Consider the following 17,995-nt stretch of genomic DNA (forward strand, 5'->3'; position numbering starts at 1 on the left):
AGCTGCTTCTGGGACCTTTCAACTTAAAGATGGCGAGGTGAAAGAAATGAAGAAATTGGCTGTTTTAACGAGCGGCGGTGACGCACCAGGAATGAACGCCGCGATCCGTGCTGTTGTCAAAGCGGCTGATTATTTCGGCATTCGAACAGTTGGCGTTCTGTCTGGCTATGATGGATTGATCAACGGGGATTTTCAAGAACTGACGGTTCAAGAGGTGGAGAGCCTTGCGTCAAAAGGCGGGACCTTTTTAAAAACGTCCAGGTCGGCAGCCTTTATGACAGAAGAAGGCAGGAAGCAGGCTATGCACGTGTTAAAAAGCAATGAAATAGAAGCAGTTATTGTGATCGGCGGCGAAGGGTCGTTTAAAGGGGCGCAGAAGCTTCATCAGCTGGGCATGCGCACAGCAGCGATCCCTGGAACAATCGACAACGATTTAGATTACACGGAGTTTTCGATTGGCTTCGACACGACATTAAACACGGTGCTTGCTTGTGTACGGAAGGTGAAGGATAGCGGCTGCTCTCACGACAAAACAACAATTGTAGAGGTGATGGGGCGGTATTGCGGGGATTTGGCTGTTCATGCCGCGCTTGCAGGAGAAGGAGATATTATTTCCACACCGGAATGTACACTTTCTTTTGAAGACATCAGCAGCAGGCTTCAAAAAAAGCAGCAAACAGGGCAATCAAATCATCTCATTATCGTGACGGAACGAATGTATGACCTGCAAAAGCTGCAAGAATATATCGAGGGAAAATTACAGATCAGCATTCGTACGACGGTACTCGGGTTTGTCCAAAGAGGCGGAGAGCCGTCTGCCTTCGATCGGGTTCTTGCAGCGCGGATGGGTGTGGAAGCAGTGTCATTTCTGAAAAGCGAACAGTCGGGCGCCGCAATAGGGATTAAAAACAATCGTCTGATTCATGTTCCGCTGGATGACCTGGAGCAGCAAAAAGCCGACAAAGCAGCAAATGAACAGCTGTTAAGTATGCTGCTGACGTAAATAAAGGACGGGCTGTATGGGCAGGGAGAAAACATGAAAAAACATTTTTATCATCTTTGGCGAGAAGACCCCCTCCTCAAAGTGGTTTTCTTAGGGGGAGGAGATGTCGGCCTCAAAGATTTTGCCATTTTGTCTGACGGCACCGTGTTTAAAAACCCGACATTTTTCCGTTCCCTTGAACAAAAACTGGCGAAGGAGCAGCGCATTCTCGCACGCCGCAAACAAGGGGCTATCCAGCGAAAGCAGCCACTGGCTGAGGCGAAGAACTATCAAAAACAAATTCTCATGCTGATTTTTTTGGTGGCAGGATGTGCGATAGAAAAAATACTCCTCCACTGAAAAAAGTGAAGGAGTTCAGGTAGGAATTAAACTTTCCAGTAGCGGTTAAACAAATTTTTCATATGGTACTTCATTTGTTTAACCGCTTCTTTTTCGTCGTGCTTTTCAATTGCATCAATAAGCGCTTTGTGCTCCTGGAAATTGACATCCCGGTAGTCAGGGCGCGTAACGGTCCGGTCCCGAATAAACTTCCACATCTCCTGCTGCTTCATGGCATCAATGATGGTGCCCATGAAGGTGATGAACAATTCGTTATGGGAGGCTTTTGCAATGCCTCTATGAAGCCGTTCATCTGTTTCGGGAACATAAATGCCCTGCGCTGTTTCTTCTTCCATTTGATTAATGGTTTGTCTAAGTTCTTGAATATCTTCATCTGTAGCACGCAGCGCCGCTTGCTTGACAATAATGGGTTCAATCGTCATACGCGCCTCCACGATATCTTCAGGAGAAACAGACTCAAGAATGAATGAAGATTGCGTTTCACTGCCCATAACCTGCGTGTTTTTGACAAAAGCTCCTTCGCCCTGGCGCGAGTAAATAATGCCGTTCATTTCCAGGGCAGATAGAGCCTGGCGAATCGGTGCACGGCTTACGCCAAACTGATTGCAAAGCTCGCGCTCAGACGGAAGCTTATCACCAATCTTCAATGAACCTCCTTGGATTTCTGAAAGGATCTGATTGTAAATTTGAATGTACAGTTTTTTATTGGAAACCGGGTTAAAGTTCATAGGAATCACTTCTCTCAACAGGTTTTAACTTATGAATAGTATATATCTTTCTTTTTTTGAAGGCAAAGCAATCAAAAAAATTTAACAAACTAAAGAGACAGGAGCGGTAAAAATGAAAGTAGCCATTGCCTCAGACCACGGCGGCATCCATATCCGCAAAGAAATTATCAGCTTATTGGATGAATTAAAGATCCCTTATGTGGATCTAGGCTGTGAATGTGAATCATCTGTTGATTATCCCGACTACGCCGTGCCGGTTGCTGAAAAAGTAGCAGGCGGAGAAGCAGACCGCGGCATTTTAATCTGCGGAACAGGTATCGGCATGAGCATTGCCGCAAATAAAGTAAAAGGAGTACGGTGTGCGCTCGTACACGACACATTCAGTGCAAAAGCAACAAGAGAGCATAATAACTCCAACGTGCTGGCAATGGGAGAGCGCGTCATCGGTCCGGGCCTTGCACGCGATATCGCGAAAATATGGCTGGAAACGCCTTTTGATGGGGGCGGACGGCATGAGCAGCGGGTCAACAAAGTCTCGCTTATCGAACAGCGCTCACCGGAGTAAAGAAAAACAGCGGGAAAACAGCCCGCTGTTTTTTCGTTTATTTACTGTTTTTGGCTGCCTCAATCGCTGATTCGTAATTGGGGTGGTTGGTTCCCTCGGGCACATACTCCACATATGTAATCATGTCATTTGAATCGACGATAAATACGGCACGAGCTAAAAGTCTGAATTCTTTCATACCGACACCGTAGCTCTCTGCGAATGAAAAATCACGGTGGTCAGAAAACGTTTTTGCATGCTCCAACCCAGAAGCCGCACACCATCTTTTTTGAGCGAATGGCAGATCGGCTGAAATGGTCAAAACCTCTACATGATCAAGCTTTGAAGCTTCTTCATTGAACCGGCGTGTCTGTGCATCACATACGCCAGTGTCAATCGAAGGAACAGCACTGAAGATACGTACTTTTCCGGCTGTATCAGCCAGTGAAACCTCTTTTAAATCGTTGGATAAAACAGTGAAGTCTGGTGCTTTGTCTCCTGCTTTCAGCTCGGTTCCCAGTAATGTAACAGGGTTATTAATAAACGTTACGTTCGCCATCCTGATTCCTCCTTGTATTAAAGTCTACTATTATTATAAATGTTGTATACTTGTATTACAAGTGTGTAAGCGATTAATTTTTCGCTTCAGGAGTTTCCTTAGCCTGATTTGATGCAGATAAGGAAGTGTTTAAGCATTGGGACATTAACGCCGCCACTGGGGACACTTATGTTCACTACGTGTGCAATAACAGGTACAAAGGTGAAGGACTTTGTAAAGGAAAGCTGGCCGTTTTTAGTTGTCATGGTTGTGGCCGCATTGATTATCGCGTTCATTCCAGGCATCTCCATGTGGCTGCCTGCGAATATGTCTTAATTCTTTTTAAAAGAGCACCCATTTCCATAGTAAAAGGGAGTGGGTGCTGAAGTTAGTTAAAACAGGGATAAAAGTGAAGATCCATTTTTGATGTTTTCAATTCGCTTTTTTTTATGCAGGATTCACCCTCGCACACGAATTGCGCTCCGTTAAAACCGGCTCCAGCGTTCGAGTCAGTGGCTCAGAAGACTTGTGGTCAAGCTGCTCGAATAGAAGTGAAACGATTTGTTCGGCAATAAGCTCCACTGGGACACCGATACTCGTTAAAGGCACTTCAAGGGTCGCCATTTGGGGAATGTTGTCGTACCCAATAATCGAAATATCCTTTGGAATGATCAAGTTCGTTTCTCGTAATGCCCGGACGACGCCAGCGCTAATATCGTAGCTGGCGCCAATGATGGCGGTAGGGCGGGTAGCCGCACGCAGCATCCGCTTTGTTGCCTGGTAGCCGTCAAACCATTCAAGGCCGGCTGAATTAATGAAAGAGTGCGGATGAACGGGCAGCTGAAAGTGGTTCATCGCTTTTTGGAAGCCCATGTATTTTTCCTGCTGGCGGGAATCGATCGGCGAAAAGTCTCCGATAAACGAAATGGATCGGTGCCCGAGCTGCTGTAAGTAGTCTACTGCCTGCAGCATTGCCTGCTGGTAATTCACATCAATGAGCGAAAACGGGTGTTGCCGGCCTGCCCCGTAGGACACGACCGGGAAAGGGGCCGTCAGACGAGTGGAAACAACGCTTTCTTCATCAAAAATAATGGCCCCATCCACATGAAATCGTTTAAACAGCTCCAGTGAAGAATCAACTGGATTCACAGATAAAAACATCGAAAAACCGCGCTTTTTAATTTCATTGTTTAATTGGGTGACAAGTGTGGAGTGGGCAGCCCGCTCCAGCGTTGGCCAGATTAAGCCAATTGTTTTGGACTGCTTTGTGACGAGCTGCTTAGCGGCAAAGTTTGGCTCATAGCCCATCTGGCGGGCAGCTGTTAAAATTTTTTCTTTCGTTTTCGGCTGTACGAGCGGGCTGTCATTTAACGCTTTTGAAACGGTTGAATAACTGACGCCGGCCGCTTTTGCGATATCTTTTATTGTAATGGCCATAAGATCACCTGATTTGCTTTTTCTTCATCTTATCTTAAAAAAACAAGGGGATCAATGAATGGTTGCAATAAATAACAAAATAAATTAATATAATAACAACGTTGTTATTATGAGGTGGAGGCGAATTCATTGAAATCATTCATGGACGACCAGTTTTTATTGACCAATAAGATAGCGGTTACATTGTATGAAGAATATGCAAAGGACATGCCGATTATTGATTACCATTGCCACTTGAGCCCGAAGGAAATATATGAAAACAAGCAATTCGCAACGATTACAGAGGCATGGCTTTACGGGGATCACTACAAGTGGCGGCTTATGCGGGCAAACGGAGTGCCGGAATCACATGTAACAGGCGATGCGTCAGATTATGAAAAGTTTATGGCGTGGGCAAAAACCGTACCGATGACGATCGGCAACCCGCTTTACAACTGGACACATCTGGAACTGCAGCGGTTCTTCGATATTCACGATATTTTAAATGAACAGAGTGCTCCGGCTATTTGGGAAAAAGTAAACGAGCGGTTGACGAGCGGCAAAATGAACGCACGGGACTTGATTCGCGATTCAAACGTGAAGGTCGTTTGTACAACGGATGATCCGGTGGATTCGCTGGAATACCACCAGAAGCTTCTAGATGAAGGGGATTTCAACGTGAAGGTTGTGCCGGGATTCCGTCCGGATAAAGGGCTTGAGCTAAACCGCGATCTGTTTGCGGAATGGGTGGGTACCCTCGGAGAAGCAGCGAAAATAGACATCCGCAGCTACGATGATTTCTTGCGGGCACTTGAAGCGCGGATTGACTTTTTCCATCAAACAGGCGGACGTGTATCAGACCATGCCCTTGACCGGGTGCTGTATGCCGAAACGACAAAAGAAGAAGCGGCTGGTATTTTTGCGAAGGCACTGAACGGTGAAAAAGTATCAATAGAAGAAGAAGCGAAATATAAAACGTATACGCTGACGTTTTTAGGCGAAGAGTACGCAAAGCGCGGCTGGGTGATGCAGTATCACATGCATGCCCACCGGAACAACAATACGCGCATGTTTGACGCTCTTGGACCGGATACAGGCTATGACAGCATGAATGATGAGCCGCTTGCCATGCCTCTTGTCGGGCTGTTAAGTGCACTGGACCGCTCGGGGCAGCTGCCGAAAACGGTGCTGTATTCATTAAATCCGAAAGACAATTATACGATTGCCAGTGTGACGGGCAGCTTCCAGGGCGGCGGCATTCCGGGCAAAATCCAGTTTGGCACGGCGTGGTGGTTTAATGACCAGAAGGACGGCATGCTCGATCAAATGAAGGCGCTTGCCAACCTTGGCCTGTTCAGCCAGTTTATCGGCATGCTGACGGATTCGCGCAGCTTCTTATCCTATACGCGGCATGAGTATTTCCGCCGTCTCGTTTGCGACCTGGTCGGCTCGTGGGCAGAGCAGGGAGAGGTGCCGAACGACCTGGCGCTTTTAGGTGGAATTGTGAAAGGCATTTGCTATGAAAATGCGGCCGCTTATTTTGACTTTGGACTAAAGGAAGGAGGCGGTCTCGTTGAAGCGTCTGGACAAAACCGTGCATAAAAAAACAGGCCGGCCTGAAAAAGTTCTTCAGTTTGGCACCGGGAATTTTCTCCGGGCTTTTACGGACTGGATGATTCACCGCATGAACGCGGAAACAGATTTCAACGGCAGTGTCGTCGTTGTGCAATCAACAAAACGCGGGGCGGCAGAAACCATCAACGAACAGGACGGCCTGTACACGCTGTTCCTGCAGGGGCTGCTCGACGGGAACGCGGTGCGGCAGCATGAGGTTATTGAATCAATTAGCCGTGCACTGAATGTTCATGAAGAGTGGGATGAATATATGGCGCTCGCTGAAAGCGCGGATTTGCGATTTGTCGTGTCCAACACAACAGAAGCAGGCATCGCCTTTGATCCGAAAGACGAGCTGGACAGCCGGCCGCAAAATAGTTTTCCTGGGAAATTAACAGCGTTGTTATATAAGCGGTTCAAGCATTTCGAAGGAGATCCATCCAAAGGGCTGATTATGATTCCATGTGAATTGATTGATCAAAATGGTGAGGCGTTAAAGAAAATCGTTCATCGATACGCAGATGAATGGCAGCTCGGTCCAGTTTTTAAACACTGGGTTGAGGAAGCGAATACGTTTTGTAACAGCCTCGTTGACCGGATCGTGCCCGGATTTCCGAAAGATAACGTCAATGAATTAGAAAACGAAGCCGGGTTCAGCGACCGGCTGATGACAGTCGGCGAGCACTATCACTTGTGGGCGATTGAAGGACCGGAATGGCTTGAGCAGGTGTTTCCGGCACACAAAGCCGGGCTGAATGTGAAGGTTGTCGAGGATCTGGCTCCTTACCGGCTGAGCAAGGTGTACATGTTAAACGGTGCTCATACGGCGTTAACCCCGGTGGCGCTGCTTGCCGGCATTGAAACGGTTAAAGAAACCGTTACGAGCGAAGAAACAAAAGCATTTGTGGAAGAGCTGATGTTTCAAGAGATTATTCCATCTCTGGATTTGCCAAAGGAGGAAACGGTGGCGTTTGCGAATGACGTATTGAGCCGGTTTGCGAACCCATTCATTCATCATTACGTGAAAAGCATTGCGCTCAATGCCATGCCGAAGTTTAAAACGAGAAATGTGCCGGTGCTGGTCAAGCATGTGGAGCAGTTCGGGGAAGTGCCGGAGCGGATTGCCCTGGCACTGGCAGCGTGGATTCATGTGTACAAGGAAAGCGCAACAGATGATGAGCAGATTGTGGCATTTTTCCGCGGGCAGTGGGAGTCATGTGACGGAACAGAAGAAGCGCTTCGCCTGATGACAGAACACGTTCTTGCCTACGAGCCGCTCTGGGAGCAAAACTTAAATGACATCCCGGGCTTGACGGAAGCGGTCGTGGGATTTGTACAGGGGATTGAACAACAGGGTGTGCTGAACATGATAAGAAAGGCGGGTGTAGAAGTTGAAAGATACGCTGATCATCCATGAGCAGGATAACGTAGCCGTCGCGCTTCGTGATTTGGAAAAGGGAACAAAGGTACAGTCAGGTGTGGAGCTGCAGGAAAACGTAAGCCGAGGGCATAAAATTGCGCTCCGTGATTTACATGAAAATAACAACGTTGTTAAATATGGGTTTCCAATTGGACATGCCACCGCGCCGATCAAGCAGGGAAGCGTCGTTCATACACATAATGCGAAAACCAATTTGCGCGATATTCAGTCCTACACTTTTCATCAAAAGCTGAATAAAAGTCCCTACAAGCAAAAGAATCTGACATTCAACGGCTTCAAGCGGACAAATGGAAACGTCGGCATCCGCAATGAACTGTGGATTGTGCCAACAGTCGGCTGCGTTAATGGCATCGCTGATTTGATTATTCAGCAGTTTAAAAACGAGCGGGGCGGCGATGTATCTCCTTTTGAAAATGTGCTTGTGCTCAAGCATAATTACGGCTGCTCTCAGCTCGGTGACGATCACGAGCAGACAAAGCAGATTCTGGCGGATGCCATAAATCACCCGAATGCAGGCGGTGTGCTTGTACTGGGCCTTGGCTGTGAGAACAACAATATAGAGGAATTGCGTGATTCTCTCGGTGACTACGATGCAGGGCGCGTGAAGTTTTTGCTGTCTCAGGAGGCGGATGATGAAATACAAGCAGGTGTCGAATGCTTGCACGCGATCTGGGAAGCAGCAAAAGAAGATAAGCGGGAAGCGGCTCCGCTTTCGAAGCTGAATATCGGCTTGAAATGCGGAGGATCCGACGGCTTTTCAGGGATCACCGCCAATCCGCTTCTCGGACGCTTTTCTGATTTTCTCACTGCACAGGGTGGCACAACAGTGCTGACTGAAGTGCCGGAAATGTTCGGTGCTGAAACGATCTTAATGGAGCGTGCGGAAAATGAAGAAGTGTTTCAAAAAATTGTGGCGCTCATTAATGAGTTCAAACAATATTTCATGGACCACAACCAGCCGGTTTACGAAAACCCGTCGCCTGGCAATAAAGACGGTGGGATCACAACGCTTGAAGATAAGTCGCTCGGCTGTACTCAAAAAGCCGGAACGTCAACGATTGTCGACGTTCTGCCATACGGGGGAACGCTGAAAAAGCCAGGCTTGAATCTGTTAAGCGCGCCCGGCAATGATCTGGTTGCCTCCTCCGCGCTCGCTGCAGCCGGCTGTCAGATGGTCCTGTTTACAACGGGACGCGGCACACCGTTCGGCTCTTTTGTTCCAACCGTCAAAATCGCCACCAACACGCCGCTTTATGAAAAAAAGCGGCACTGGATTGATTACAATGCCGGCACGCTCATTGAAGACATTTCAGAAGATATCGTGCTCGAAGACTTTATTCAGTACATCATCCGAGTGGCGAGCGGGGAATGGGTGAACAACGAAAAAAACAATTTCCGGGAGCTGGCCATTTTTAAAACGGGCGTAACGCTGTAACGTCTTCGTGCTGAACAAAAGGATGAACATTCTTGAATAGGATTCCCTTCATTTTAAAATACTACTTGCGTGCAGCAACAGCACAAAATTTATTTTTAATGGAGGGAAACGATGGGCATTTTAAACGGCAATCCGAAAGACGAGCCTCTTCATTACGGCGAAGTATCTGTTCTATGGGCGGCTTCTCTGACCGCTAAAAGCATGGTGGCGGCTTACAGTACATTAATGAATCATGCGGGTGATGAAGATCTGAAGAAGCTCATTCAGGAAGCGATCATGCTGGAGCAGGCCGAAATGCTGGGGCTGGATGAAATGTTAAAAGAGCATGGCGTGGCGATCCCGCCGGCACCTCCTGAACGGCCAAAGGCGAACATTGAAGACATTCCCGCCGGCGCCCGCTTCACGGACCCTGAGATTTCAGCGAGCTTATCAAGAGAAGCTGGTCTTGGATTAACGGCGCTCAGCCAGGCGATGAGCCAGTGTATTCGTGAAGACATTGCGGCGATGTTCGCTCAGTTTCATGCGGCAAAAGTAAAGTTCGGCCACAGCGCACTCAAGCTGTCAAAAGAAAAAGGCTGGCTGGTTGTGCCGCCGCTGCATATGGAGCCTGCCAAAGTATAATATAAAGAACCGGGATTTTTTTCCGGTTCTTTTTCTATGGAAACGTTCAAATAATGGTTCTATCGACGATTGACGCTCTTTGATGAGGTCCGCTAAGATGGTAAGGACAGATTCAGGAGGAAATGGCATGAGGGAGACATCGATTCTGAAAAAGATAGAGCGCGATCGCGCAGACATGAGCGGGGCTGAACAAAAAGTCGCGTCCTTTATTTTGGATAATGCGCATTTGGTGCCGAATATGACAACGGGTGATTTATCGAGAAAAGCAGATGTCAGCGAAGCGACCGTCATCCGGTTTTGCAAAACGATCGGGATCGGAAGCTATAAATCCTTTAAGCTGACGCTTGTGAAAGAACTGTCCAATACGTCTATCGGCGTCAACGACTTTTCCCTGCTGCAGTCAAAGGATACGCCTTATGAACTATTTAACAAAGTGACGCATGTGAACCGCGGCGCACTGGAAGCAGCCGCATCCGCGCTTGATAAAAGAGAGCTGAATAAAGCGATCGAGGCCTTGCATGGAGCGGGAACGATTTTGTTTTACGGTGTCGGCGGCTCGGCGGCAGCGGCGGTGGATGGCCATTATAAATTCGCGAAGCTCGGCTTTCATGCGATGATGACGCCGGACTTTCATTTTATGCTGTCGATTGCATCTCATTTGAAAAAAGGAGACGTTTTTATTGCCATCAGTACATCAGGAAAAACGAAGGATGTGCTGGAGCTTGCCCGTTTCGCTAAATCAAGAGAGGCAACGGTCATCGCGATTACGAATTTAGGCAAATCTCCGCTTTACAAAGAAGCGGACATTACGCTCGGAACGCCGATGGTAGAGCACGAAAACCGGATTGGCAGCATTGCGTCCAAAATGGTGCAGATGAATATGATTGATGCGCTTTACATTGGCACGTTCCATAAAGTCGGCGCCAATGTCGAAGAGCCTTATAAAAAAGCGAGTGAAACAGCAGCCCGATTAAAACGGTAATTGGGTTGTTTTTTTATTTTTGGAAGAAATTTAATTTCAATAAAATGAATAAAAAAATTGTATTTTTATTTCAGCAGCGTATAATTGAAGCTAAAGAATGAATGGGGAAAGAGTGGGATATATGCTGAACATAAGCAGTCTGACAACAGAATCGAGAAATGATGCGACAACACATCTAGATGATATGTCGGTTGATGAGCTTCTGTCCGTCATGAATGCGGAAGATGCAAAGGTGGCAGCGGCGGTTCAGCAGGAGCTGCCAGCGATCCGAAAAGTCGTCATCGCGGCCATCAGTGCGTTTCAGCAAAAAGGCCGGCTTATTTATATTGGAGCCGGTACGAGCGGGCGCCTTGGCGTACTGGATGCAGCTGAATGCATTCCGACTTTCGGCACACCATCGGACCTTGTAAATGGTGTTATTGCCGGCGGGAAAGCGGCGATCCAGTCGGCGGTAGAAGGAGCGGAAGACAACGGGCTGCTGGCGAAGCTGGACTTGAGCCGATTAAAGGTTGGACCGAGAGATATGGTAGTCGGCATTTCGGCGAGCGGACGGACCCCGTATGTGATCAGCGGCTTGAAGCATGCGAAGAAGCATGGCGCCATGACAGCCAGCATTTCATGCAACAAGCGGGCCGCAATGAGCCGCTTTGCGGATTTATCTATTGAAGTCGACGTCGGACCGGAAGTGCTGACAGGATCGACACGCTTAAAAGCAGGCACGGCACAAAAAATGATTTTAAACATGATTTCCACTGCTTCGATGATTGGCATTGGGAAAGTGTATAAAAATTTGATGGTGGATGTTCAGCCGACGAATGAAAAATTAATCGAGCGTTCGAAAAGAATCATTGCCGAAGCAGCAGAAATTGATCTATCATTAGCAGAACAGTACTATAAAAAAGCAAATGGCGATGTGAAAAAAGCCATTATTATGGCGCTGCTTCAATGCGATTTGCAGTCAGCGGAAAAAAGACTCGCGACATCAGGCGGAGTAGTCAGACGCGCATTATATTAAAGTGGAGTGGGTCGGCATGAACAAGGAAAAGCAAATGGCAGTCAGCATCTTAGAACATGCCGGTGGACCAGAAAATATTCGTCGTGTGACGTACTGCATGACGCGGCTCCGTCTTGATCTATTCGATTGGGAAAAAGCAGACATTCGGGAAATCAAAAAGGTTTCGGGTGTGAGGGGTGTTCATGAGGATGAAACACTGAATGTCGTCATTGGCCCCGGCCAGGTGAATGAAGTGGCTGCCGCCTTATGGAGCATGGCTGATGGTGGTTTAAAAAACACAGTCAGCGCGGAAGAACGACAGGCCGTCGTCCGGTTAAAAAACGATACACCCATCAAGCGGCTGCTTCGAAAAATCGGGAATATTTACATCCCGCTCATTCCGGGAGTGGTGGCATCCGGCATCATCGGCGGTGTCGCTAATTTTGCGAAAAATGCGGGTGTTGATCCCGAGACGCTCTGGATTAAGCTGCTCCTTTTTATCGGCAGCAGCATTTTTACGTATCTCGGTGTGCTCGTTGGCTGGAATACCGCGAAAGAATTTAATGGGACGCCTGTTCTTGGAGCGATCGGCGGTGTCCTTATTATTAATCCGGCACTGGCTGATTTAACTATATATGGTGAAAGGCTTGTTCCGGGCCAGGGCGGATTTTTTGGGATTATGCTGGCAGCCTGGCTAATGGTCGTCACTGAGCGGACCATTCGAAAGGGGATTCCGGCGTCAGTCGATATTTTATTGACACCGCTCTTGACTGTTCTCTCTGTCGGGTTTATGACTTTATTTTTCATTCAGCCGTTTGCCAGAGTCTTATCAGGTACGATCATTAGTTTGGTCAGTGGTATGCTAGATGCGGGTGGTTTTGTGATCGGCGGGTTGCTGGCAGGCTGTTTTCTGCCGGTTATTCTTGTTGGCCTGCATCACGGCCTGACGCCGCTTCATATGGAGCTGATTCATTCGCTCGGGTACACACCGCTGCTGCCGATATTGGCGATGGCCGGCGCCGGGCAGGTTGGTGCCGCTCTGGCGATCTTTATCAAAACAAACAATGAACGGCTGCGCACCGTCATTAAAGGGGCACTTCCCGTCGGTTTTCTCGGCATCGGGGAGCCGCTTTTGTACGGGGTTACGCTGCCGCTTGGCCGTCCGTTAATTACAGCCTGCATCGGTGGCGCATTTGGCGGTGCATATCAGGCGGCAGTGCGAACGGCTTCTTCCGGGATCGGGGTATCGGGCCTTTCCTTAACGCCGCTCATCGTGGATAATAACTATATCGTCTATTTACTCGGCGTACTGATTGCATATGCAGCGGGGTTTTTATTGACCTATTTATTCGGCTTTACGGAAGAGATGGCTGACCATATTTAACAAAACCTGACCGTGGACTGTGTTTCTGCGGTTTTTCGGCATGGAGGCGAAAAAATGCTCGGTGTTTCTGTTTATTTAAACAAAGAAATCAAAGACGATCAGATCATCTATTTAAAAGAAGCAAAAAAGCACGGCTTTCAATCTGTGTTCACGTCTCTTCATATTCCGGAAGACGATGCATCCAGGCTGCGCGGACGATTTCAGTCACTGGCAAATCTGTGCAAGCGTCTCGGATTATCGCTCGTTGCGGACGTAGCCGCATCTTCCTTGGAGAAAATTGGGTCTTCTTTTGAACAGGCGGAAGAGCTGGTGGGGTGGGGCGTGTCCGGCCTGCGGATGGATGACGGGGTAGCGCCGGCGGACATTGCCAGGTTATCTCACTGCATGAAGGTGGCGCTGAATGCGAGCACCGTTCGACAGGAGGAATGGGAAGAACTTCTTCGCTGTGGCATACGTGTGTCGAATGTAGAGGCCTGGCATAATTTTTATCCGCGGCCAGAAACGGGGCTTAGTGAAGCCTTCTTTCGCGAGAAAAACGAATGGCTTCATTCACTGGGGCTGACTGTGATGGCGTTTGTACCCGGTGACGGTGTCAAGCGAGGCCCGTTGTTCAGCGGATTGCCGACGCTTGAAAAGCACCGGCATGGAGCGCCTTTTCCTGCTGCGCTTGAATTAATGTCACATCTCTGTGTCCAAAAAGTGTTCATAGGAGATCCGGACTTATCAAGCAGGTCATTTTGGCAGTTCGCCTTTTATAATAAAGGCTGTATCCCGCTCAAAGCATCTGCTTTCACAGATGTCACGCCTTATCAGCATGTGCAGACGAATCGTCCGGATCCGGCACGAGATTGTATTCGGTCAGTTGAGTCACGAAAGCTTGTCGAGTCTTCTATCAAGCCTTTTCGCACAGTGAGCCGGCCTAAAGGGTCGGTTACAGTGGATAATGAGCGGTATTTGCGCTATGCCGGCGAGCTGCAAATTACCTTGTGCGACCTGCCGGCAGATGAAAAGGTGAATGTGATTGGCCGGGTCGCAGAAGAGGATTTAGCGCTTTTATCTCATATCGGACCGAACCAGTCTTTTTGGATTGAGTGGGGCTCGTAACTCTTTTGTGGAATTTGTGTGCGCTTTATTTTATAATGAGGAGAGTGTCTAATTTTAACGATAAAGGAGTTTTTCTTTCATGGCAGAAAAAACATTTACAATTACAGATGAAACAGGTATCCACGCTCGCCCGGCAACAGTACTTGTCCAAACCGCTTCAAAATTCAGCTCAGATGTAAATCTTGAGTACAATGGCAAAACAGTAAACTTGAAATCAATCATGGGCGTTATGTCTCTTGGTATTCCAAAGGGCGCGTCTATTAAAGTAACAGCTGCTGGTTCTGATGAAGCACAAGCAATTGAAGCTGTCGGCGAAACAATCAAAACGCAAGGTCTTGGCGAATAAGAAACAATGCGTCACCGAACCGTATTTCCGGTTCGGTGATTTTTTTTCGTTTAATTGGGGAAAAGAATGGGGAGGTGAAGAACATGAACATTGACGTAAAGCCAGCGGCAGTGGCAGAGCTGAAAAAGGTTGAGTATGGTGAAGGAGAAGGCGTCCGGATTGAGTCGATTTTCATCGGAAGCTGTTCCATCGCATCCGAGCACCATTTAAAGATTGACCAGAAAAAAGAAGGAGACGACTTATTTTTGGTCGAGGGCATTCCACTGCTCGTTTCAAAAGAAAGTCAGGAAAACCTGCACGAGCACATTTCGCTCGACTTTAATCCGTCGATGGGCTACAAGCTGACGTCAGCGGAAGAAACATATCGTTATAACTTAAAGCTGGAGCGAGCGTAGGAAACCTTCATTTGTGAAGGTGGTATGCTGTTGAAAAAAGAATGGGTCAATGAAAAGTAGGTGACATTTTTTCTTCTTCAAAGCCACTGTGCTTGCACGAACACAGTCCGGGCGGCTTCTGCAGGACTTCGCGTTCGGAGGGGCGGGCGGTGAGCTAACTTTTGTCGCTACGCTCCAAAAGTGGATCTCACCTAACCCACTTGATCCCTCCCGAGTCTTCGTCCTGCGCCAGCCGCCCTGGTGGGGAGGAAAAGCAGATTGTAAAACCAAAAATGGAAATGGTTCTGAGCGGAAAGAAAACGATGAGCATTTTCTGATTTTCACTATGTAGGAAAAACGGGCTTCCTTCTTGATGCCACACGTTTTCAAGAATAGCCGCCAGTCAATCACTCCGTTCCTTTAGAATCACTACGGGCGGAGGGAGGCCGGCGTAGACTTCCGCGAAACTGGCGGGCAGGTGAGATCCGGCTTTGGCGCGCCAGCGACAAAGACTAGCTCACCGCCTGCTTCGCAGAAAAGCGGAGCCGGCAGCCCGTAGCCCCTGAATGTTCTTTTCTGAAAAAAACATCCGTTCTCTTTTGGCCAGTTTGTTTTTCAACACTATGAAACCTTCAACCGTGAAGGTTTCTTTTTTTGTTTGTCAGATTATATAACGAAAATGAACACAAAAAGTCTGAAAAATACGAATATAATGTTAGATCCGATATGGAATTATCCTCTTTTTTAGTCTTATTTATGTATTTTATGAAAAAAATGATGGCGGGAGGAGGAGGATCTTACAAATTTGATTTTTACATAAGCGTGTAGAAAAGCATTAAAAAGAAAGCACGGTCTTACAAAGCGTCAGTTGCACGCTGGACCGGTAATCAATAAAAGGGGTGTTTATATGACAGGGTTGAAAAAGTTATGGAGTAAACAAACAATGATCGCGGCAATCTCAGCTGCGGCACTCACACTGAGCGGCTGTGCGGCATCAAACGCGCTGAATGAAGAAGAGGAGACAACAGCTGCTGATACAAGCGATACAGTAAGCGTCGGCGTATTGCATTCATTAAGCGGGACAATGGCGATCAGTGAGGTTTCACTGCGGGATGCGGAATTGATGGCGATTGAGGAGATTAACGCAGATGGCGGCGTTCTCGGCAAGCAAATCGAACCGATCGTTGAAGACGGTGCATCAGACTGGCCGACATTCGCAGAAAAAGCGAAAAAGCTTTTGCAAAAGGATGAAGTGGCCACGGTGTTTGGCGGCTGGACATCTGCAAGCCGTAAAGCGATGCTTCCTGTATTCGAGCAAAACAATGGGCTGCTCTGGTACCCGGTTCAGTATGAAGGGATGGAATCCTCACCCAATATATTCTATACAGGTGCGACAACGAATCAGCAAATTGTTCCATCTGTCACCTGGCTGCTTGAAAACAAAGGAAAATCTTTTTTCTTAATTGGTTCTGATTATGTGTTCCCGCGTACAGCCAATAAAGAAATTAAAGCGCAGCTTGAGGCGGAGGGCGGAACGCTTGTAGGAGAAGAATATACGCCGCTTGGTCATACGGATTACAGCACGCTGATCAGCAAAATCAAAGAAGAAAAACCAGAAGTTATTTACAACACATTGAACGGGGACAGCAATGTCGCTTTTTTCAAGCAGTTGAAGGATGCCGGCATTACGGCGGATGACATGACGGTTCTGTCTGTCAGCATTGCAGAAGAAGAAATTCGCGGCATTGGAACAGATGTTTTAACGGGTCATTATGCAGCGTGGAACTATTTCCAGACAACTGACACGCCAGAAAATGAAAAATTCGTCGCAGCATACAAAGAAGCATATGGGGATGACCGAGTCACGGGTGATCCAATTGAAGCAGCTTATAATGCCGTGTACCTGTGGGCAGCTGCCGTTGAAAAAGCAGAATCATTTGATGTCGATGCTGTCAAAGAAGCGGCAGGCGGCATTGAGTTTAAAGCGCCAGGCGGCACGGTAACTATTGACGGCGACAATCAGCATACGTACAAAACCGTTCGCGTCGGTGAAATCCAGGCTGACGGCCAGTTCAAGGAAGTGTGGAATTCAGGAGAGCCTGTTAAGCCGGATCCGTATTTAGAAACATACCCTTGGGCAGAAGAATTAAATTAATCGGAACGAAGAAGGGAGGGAATACTTCTCCCTTCTTTGTTTTTAAAAGGAGTGAACACCATGGCGGTTGTCATCACACAGATATTTAACGGAATCAGCCTCGGCTCTATATTGCTTCTTATTGCCCTTGGGCTGGCCATCACGTTTGGCTTAATGAATGTCATTAACATGGCGCACGGCGAGTTTATTATGGCGGGGGCGTATACAACGTACGTGGTCCAGCAGGCATTTTCACAGTATGTTCCGGAATCTTTCTTTAATTATTATTATGTTGCGGCGATTCCCCTTTCCTTTTTAATTGGCGCGCTGTTAGGCTTTGTGCTGGAAAAAACGCTGATCCGGTTTTTGTATCACAGACCGCTTGACAGCTTGCTGGCGACGTGGGGTGTCAGCTTGATTTTGCAGCAGGTAGCTCGATCTATTTTCGGGGCACCGAATGTGGCTGTTACATCACCAGCATGGCTTGACGGCGGAATAGCCATCGCGGGTGCCGTCCTTCCATATAAGCGTTTGTTTATTATTGCTCTCGTCACTATTTGCATGATCTCCCTTTATCTCTATCTCGATAAAACAGCCGCAGGCCGAAAGATGAGAGCGGTAACGATGAACCGCAGCATGGCATCAAGTCTCGGTGTTTCCACTAAAAAAGTCGATGCTGCCGCATTTGCCATCGGCTCAGGCCTTGCAGGGGTTGCGGGGTGTGCGCTCACGGTGCTGGGACCTATTGGCTCAACCATTGGAACCTATTATATAGTCGATGCCTTTATGATCGTTATTTTAGGCGGAATCGGCAGCTTAATCGGTACTGTATTTGGTGCGCTTAGCGTTGGCATGCTGGGCACAATCGCTGAATTTTGGACAGGTGCCTCCATGGCGAAGGTCATTGTGTTTGTTGCCATTATTGCCTTTTTACAATATAAACCGGCGGGGCTGTTTTCCGCACGCACCCGGTCATTGGAATAGGAGGGGAGCGAAAA

Annotated in this window: 19 protein-coding genes; 16 read left to right on the plus strand and 3 right to left on the minus strand. The window is 47.9% G+C overall.

The features are described from left to right. Nucleotides 1–46 precede the first annotated feature (46 nt). Together BW952_RS13320 and BW952_RS19885 are read left to right on the plus strand one after the other, a co-directional pair. The gene (locus BW952_RS13320; RefSeq protein WP_045852277.1) at nucleotides 47–1,003 is read left to right on the plus strand and encodes an ATP-dependent 6-phosphofructokinase; all 957 of its coding nucleotides are present in this window, start codon (nucleotides 47–49) and stop codon (nucleotides 1,001–1,003) included. A 33-nt stretch (nucleotides 1,004–1,036) separates the two neighbouring features. After that, a complete protein-coding gene (locus tag BW952_RS19885; protein ID WP_045852276.1) occupies nucleotides 1,037–1,342 on the plus strand; it encodes a hypothetical protein in 306 nt (101 codons plus the stop codon). A 26-nt stretch (nucleotides 1,343–1,368) separates the two neighbouring features. Here BW952_RS19885 and BW952_RS13330 read toward each other — a convergent pair whose 3' ends face one another. Beyond that, nucleotides 1,369–2,070: a FadR/GntR family transcriptional regulator gene (locus BW952_RS13330; RefSeq protein WP_175607583.1), complete on the minus strand. Its 702-nt coding sequence runs from the start codon at nucleotides 2,068–2,070 to the stop codon at nucleotides 1,369–1,371. Nucleotides 2,071–2,182: 112 nt separating this feature from the next. Here BW952_RS13330 and rpiB point away from each other — a divergent pair, with 112 nt between their 5' ends. Continuing rightward, entirely contained in the window at nucleotides 2,183–2,635 is a 453-nt protein-coding gene (gene rpiB, locus BW952_RS13335; protein ID WP_045852274.1) for a ribose 5-phosphate isomerase B, read from the plus strand. Between the two features lie 37 nt (nucleotides 2,636–2,672). On the opposite strand, the gene tpx is transcribed toward rpiB, so the two are convergent. Continuing rightward, nucleotides 2,673–3,173 (minus strand): thiol peroxidase, encoded by a 501-nt coding sequence (tpx, locus tag BW952_RS13340; protein ID WP_045852273.1) that lies wholly within the window; start codon nucleotides 3,171–3,173, stop codon nucleotides 2,673–2,675. Nucleotides 3,174–3,284: 111 nt separating this feature from the next. Between tpx and BW952_RS13345 the strand changes: the two genes are divergently transcribed. Next, entirely contained in the window at nucleotides 3,285–3,488 is a 204-nt protein-coding gene (locus tag BW952_RS13345) for a TRAP transporter large permease subunit (protein WP_082084674.1), read from the plus strand. A gap of 111 nt (nucleotides 3,489–3,599) precedes the next feature. Here BW952_RS13345 and BW952_RS13350 read toward each other — a convergent pair whose 3' ends face one another. After that, nucleotides 3,600–4,589, minus strand: coding sequence for a LacI family DNA-binding transcriptional regulator (locus BW952_RS13350; protein ID WP_045852272.1), 990 nt, complete (start codon nucleotides 4,587–4,589; stop codon nucleotides 3,600–3,602). A gap of 141 nt (nucleotides 4,590–4,730) precedes the next feature. Between BW952_RS13350 and uxaC the strand changes: the two genes are divergently transcribed. The 12 genes from uxaC (at nucleotide 4,731) to urtB (ending at nucleotide 17,981) form a co-directional block, all read left to right on the plus strand. Continuing rightward, nucleotides 4,731–6,170 carry a glucuronate isomerase gene (gene uxaC / locus BW952_RS13355; protein ID WP_045852305.1) on the plus strand — a complete coding sequence of 480 codons (1,440 nt, stop codon included), beginning with the start codon at nucleotides 4,731–4,733 and terminating at the stop codon, nucleotides 6,168–6,170. Continuing rightward, on the plus strand, nucleotides 6,142–7,599 hold the full coding sequence (locus BW952_RS13360; RefSeq protein WP_045852271.1) for a tagaturonate reductase: 1,458 nt from the start codon (nucleotides 6,142–6,144) through the stop codon (nucleotides 7,597–7,599). Before uxaC ends, BW952_RS13360 begins: the two co-directional genes overlap by 29 nt. Further along, nucleotides 7,574–9,058 carry a UxaA family hydrolase gene (locus BW952_RS13365; RefSeq protein WP_045852270.1) on the plus strand — a complete coding sequence of 495 codons (1,485 nt, stop codon included), beginning with the start codon at nucleotides 7,574–7,576 and terminating at the stop codon, nucleotides 9,056–9,058. The genes BW952_RS13360 and BW952_RS13365 overlap by 26 nt, the downstream gene beginning before the upstream one ends. Before the next feature lie 111 nt (nucleotides 9,059–9,169). Continuing rightward, nucleotides 9,170–9,679, plus strand: coding sequence for a DUF3231 family protein (locus tag BW952_RS13370; RefSeq protein ID WP_045852269.1), 510 nt, complete (start codon nucleotides 9,170–9,172; stop codon nucleotides 9,677–9,679). Nucleotides 9,680–9,806: 127 nt separating this feature from the next. Further along, a complete protein-coding gene (locus BW952_RS13375) occupies nucleotides 9,807–10,661 on the plus strand; it encodes a MurR/RpiR family transcriptional regulator (RefSeq protein WP_045852268.1) in 855 nt (284 codons plus the stop codon). A gap of 121 nt (nucleotides 10,662–10,782) precedes the next feature. Then, nucleotides 10,783–11,676: an N-acetylmuramic acid 6-phosphate etherase gene (gene murQ / locus BW952_RS13380; RefSeq protein ID WP_045852267.1), complete on the plus strand. Its 894-nt coding sequence runs from the start codon at nucleotides 10,783–10,785 to the stop codon at nucleotides 11,674–11,676. 16 nt (nucleotides 11,677–11,692) lie between these two features. Then, nucleotides 11,693–13,039: a PTS transporter subunit EIIC gene (locus BW952_RS13385; RefSeq protein WP_045852266.1), complete on the plus strand. Its 1,347-nt coding sequence runs from the start codon at nucleotides 11,693–11,695 to the stop codon at nucleotides 13,037–13,039. Between the two features lie 54 nt (nucleotides 13,040–13,093). Further along, the gene (locus BW952_RS13390; protein ID WP_045852265.1) at nucleotides 13,094–14,143 is read left to right on the plus strand and encodes a DUF871 domain-containing protein; all 1,050 of its coding nucleotides are present in this window, start codon (nucleotides 13,094–13,096) and stop codon (nucleotides 14,141–14,143) included. 79 nt (nucleotides 14,144–14,222) lie between these two features. Then, on the plus strand, nucleotides 14,223–14,489 hold the full coding sequence (locus BW952_RS13395; protein WP_045852264.1) for a phosphocarrier protein HPr: 267 nt from the start codon (nucleotides 14,223–14,225) through the stop codon (nucleotides 14,487–14,489). A gap of 83 nt (nucleotides 14,490–14,572) precedes the next feature. After that, nucleotides 14,573–14,884 (plus strand): iron-sulfur cluster biosynthesis family protein, encoded by a 312-nt coding sequence (locus BW952_RS13400; protein ID WP_045852263.1) that lies wholly within the window; start codon nucleotides 14,573–14,575, stop codon nucleotides 14,882–14,884. A gap of 922 nt (nucleotides 14,885–15,806) precedes the next feature. After that, nucleotides 15,807–17,018: an urea ABC transporter substrate-binding protein gene (gene urtA / locus BW952_RS13410; protein WP_231581439.1), complete on the plus strand. Its 1,212-nt coding sequence runs from the start codon at nucleotides 15,807–15,809 to the stop codon at nucleotides 17,016–17,018. A gap of 60 nt (nucleotides 17,019–17,078) precedes the next feature. Beyond that, entirely contained in the window at nucleotides 17,079–17,981 is a 903-nt protein-coding gene (gene urtB / locus BW952_RS13415) for an urea ABC transporter permease subunit UrtB (protein ID WP_045851564.1), read from the plus strand. The last annotated feature ends 14 nt before the right edge of the window (nucleotides 17,982–17,995 follow it).

The organism is Domibacillus enclensis (assembly GCF_900156125.1).
GTDB classification, from domain to species: Bacteria; Bacillota; Bacilli; order Bacillales; family Domibacillaceae; genus Domibacillus; species Domibacillus enclensis.

Bases quoted from the DNA above. Each gene is read 5' to 3' on its own strand.
- BW952_RS19885 (WP_045852276.1), top strand. From the start codon at position 1,037: ATGAAAAAACATTTTTATCATCTTTGGCGAGAAGACCCCCTCCTCAAA.
- BW952_RS13330 (WP_175607583.1), bottom strand. From the start codon at position 2,070: ATGAACTTTAACCCGGTTTCCAATAAAAAACTGTACATTCAAATTTAC.
- BW952_RS13400 (WP_045852263.1), top strand. From the start codon at position 14,573: ATGAACATTGACGTAAAGCCAGCGGCAGTGGCAGAGCTGAAAAAGGTT.
- BW952_RS13345 (WP_082084674.1), top strand. From the start codon at position 3,285: ATGCAGATAAGGAAGTGTTTAAGCATTGGGACATTAACGCCGCCACTG.
- uxaC (WP_045852305.1), top strand. From the start codon at position 4,731: ATGGACGACCAGTTTTTATTGACCAATAAGATAGCGGTTACATTGTAT.
- BW952_RS13370 (WP_045852269.1), top strand. From the start codon at position 9,170: ATGGGCATTTTAAACGGCAATCCGAAAGACGAGCCTCTTCATTACGGC.
- BW952_RS13320 (WP_045852277.1), top strand. From the start codon at position 47: ATGAAGAAATTGGCTGTTTTAACGAGCGGCGGTGACGCACCAGGAATG.
- rpiB (WP_045852274.1), top strand. From the start codon at position 2,183: ATGAAAGTAGCCATTGCCTCAGACCACGGCGGCATCCATATCCGCAAA.
- BW952_RS13350 (WP_045852272.1), bottom strand. From the start codon at position 4,589: ATGGCCATTACAATAAAAGATATCGCAAAAGCGGCCGGCGTCAGTTAT.
- BW952_RS13390 (WP_045852265.1), top strand. From the start codon at position 13,094: ATGCTCGGTGTTTCTGTTTATTTAAACAAAGAAATCAAAGACGATCAG.
- BW952_RS13375 (WP_045852268.1), top strand. From the start codon at position 9,807: ATGAGGGAGACATCGATTCTGAAAAAGATAGAGCGCGATCGCGCAGAC.
- tpx (WP_045852273.1), bottom strand. From the start codon at position 3,173: ATGGCGAACGTAACGTTTATTAATAACCCTGTTACATTACTGGGAACC.
- murQ (WP_045852267.1), top strand. From the start codon at position 10,783: ATGCTGAACATAAGCAGTCTGACAACAGAATCGAGAAATGATGCGACA.
- BW952_RS13385 (WP_045852266.1), top strand. From the start codon at position 11,693: ATGAACAAGGAAAAGCAAATGGCAGTCAGCATCTTAGAACATGCCGGT.
- urtA (WP_231581439.1), top strand. From the start codon at position 15,807: ATGATCGCGGCAATCTCAGCTGCGGCACTCACACTGAGCGGCTGTGCG.
- urtB (WP_045851564.1), top strand. From the start codon at position 17,079: ATGGCGGTTGTCATCACACAGATATTTAACGGAATCAGCCTCGGCTCT.
- BW952_RS13395 (WP_045852264.1), top strand. From the start codon at position 14,223: ATGGCAGAAAAAACATTTACAATTACAGATGAAACAGGTATCCACGCT.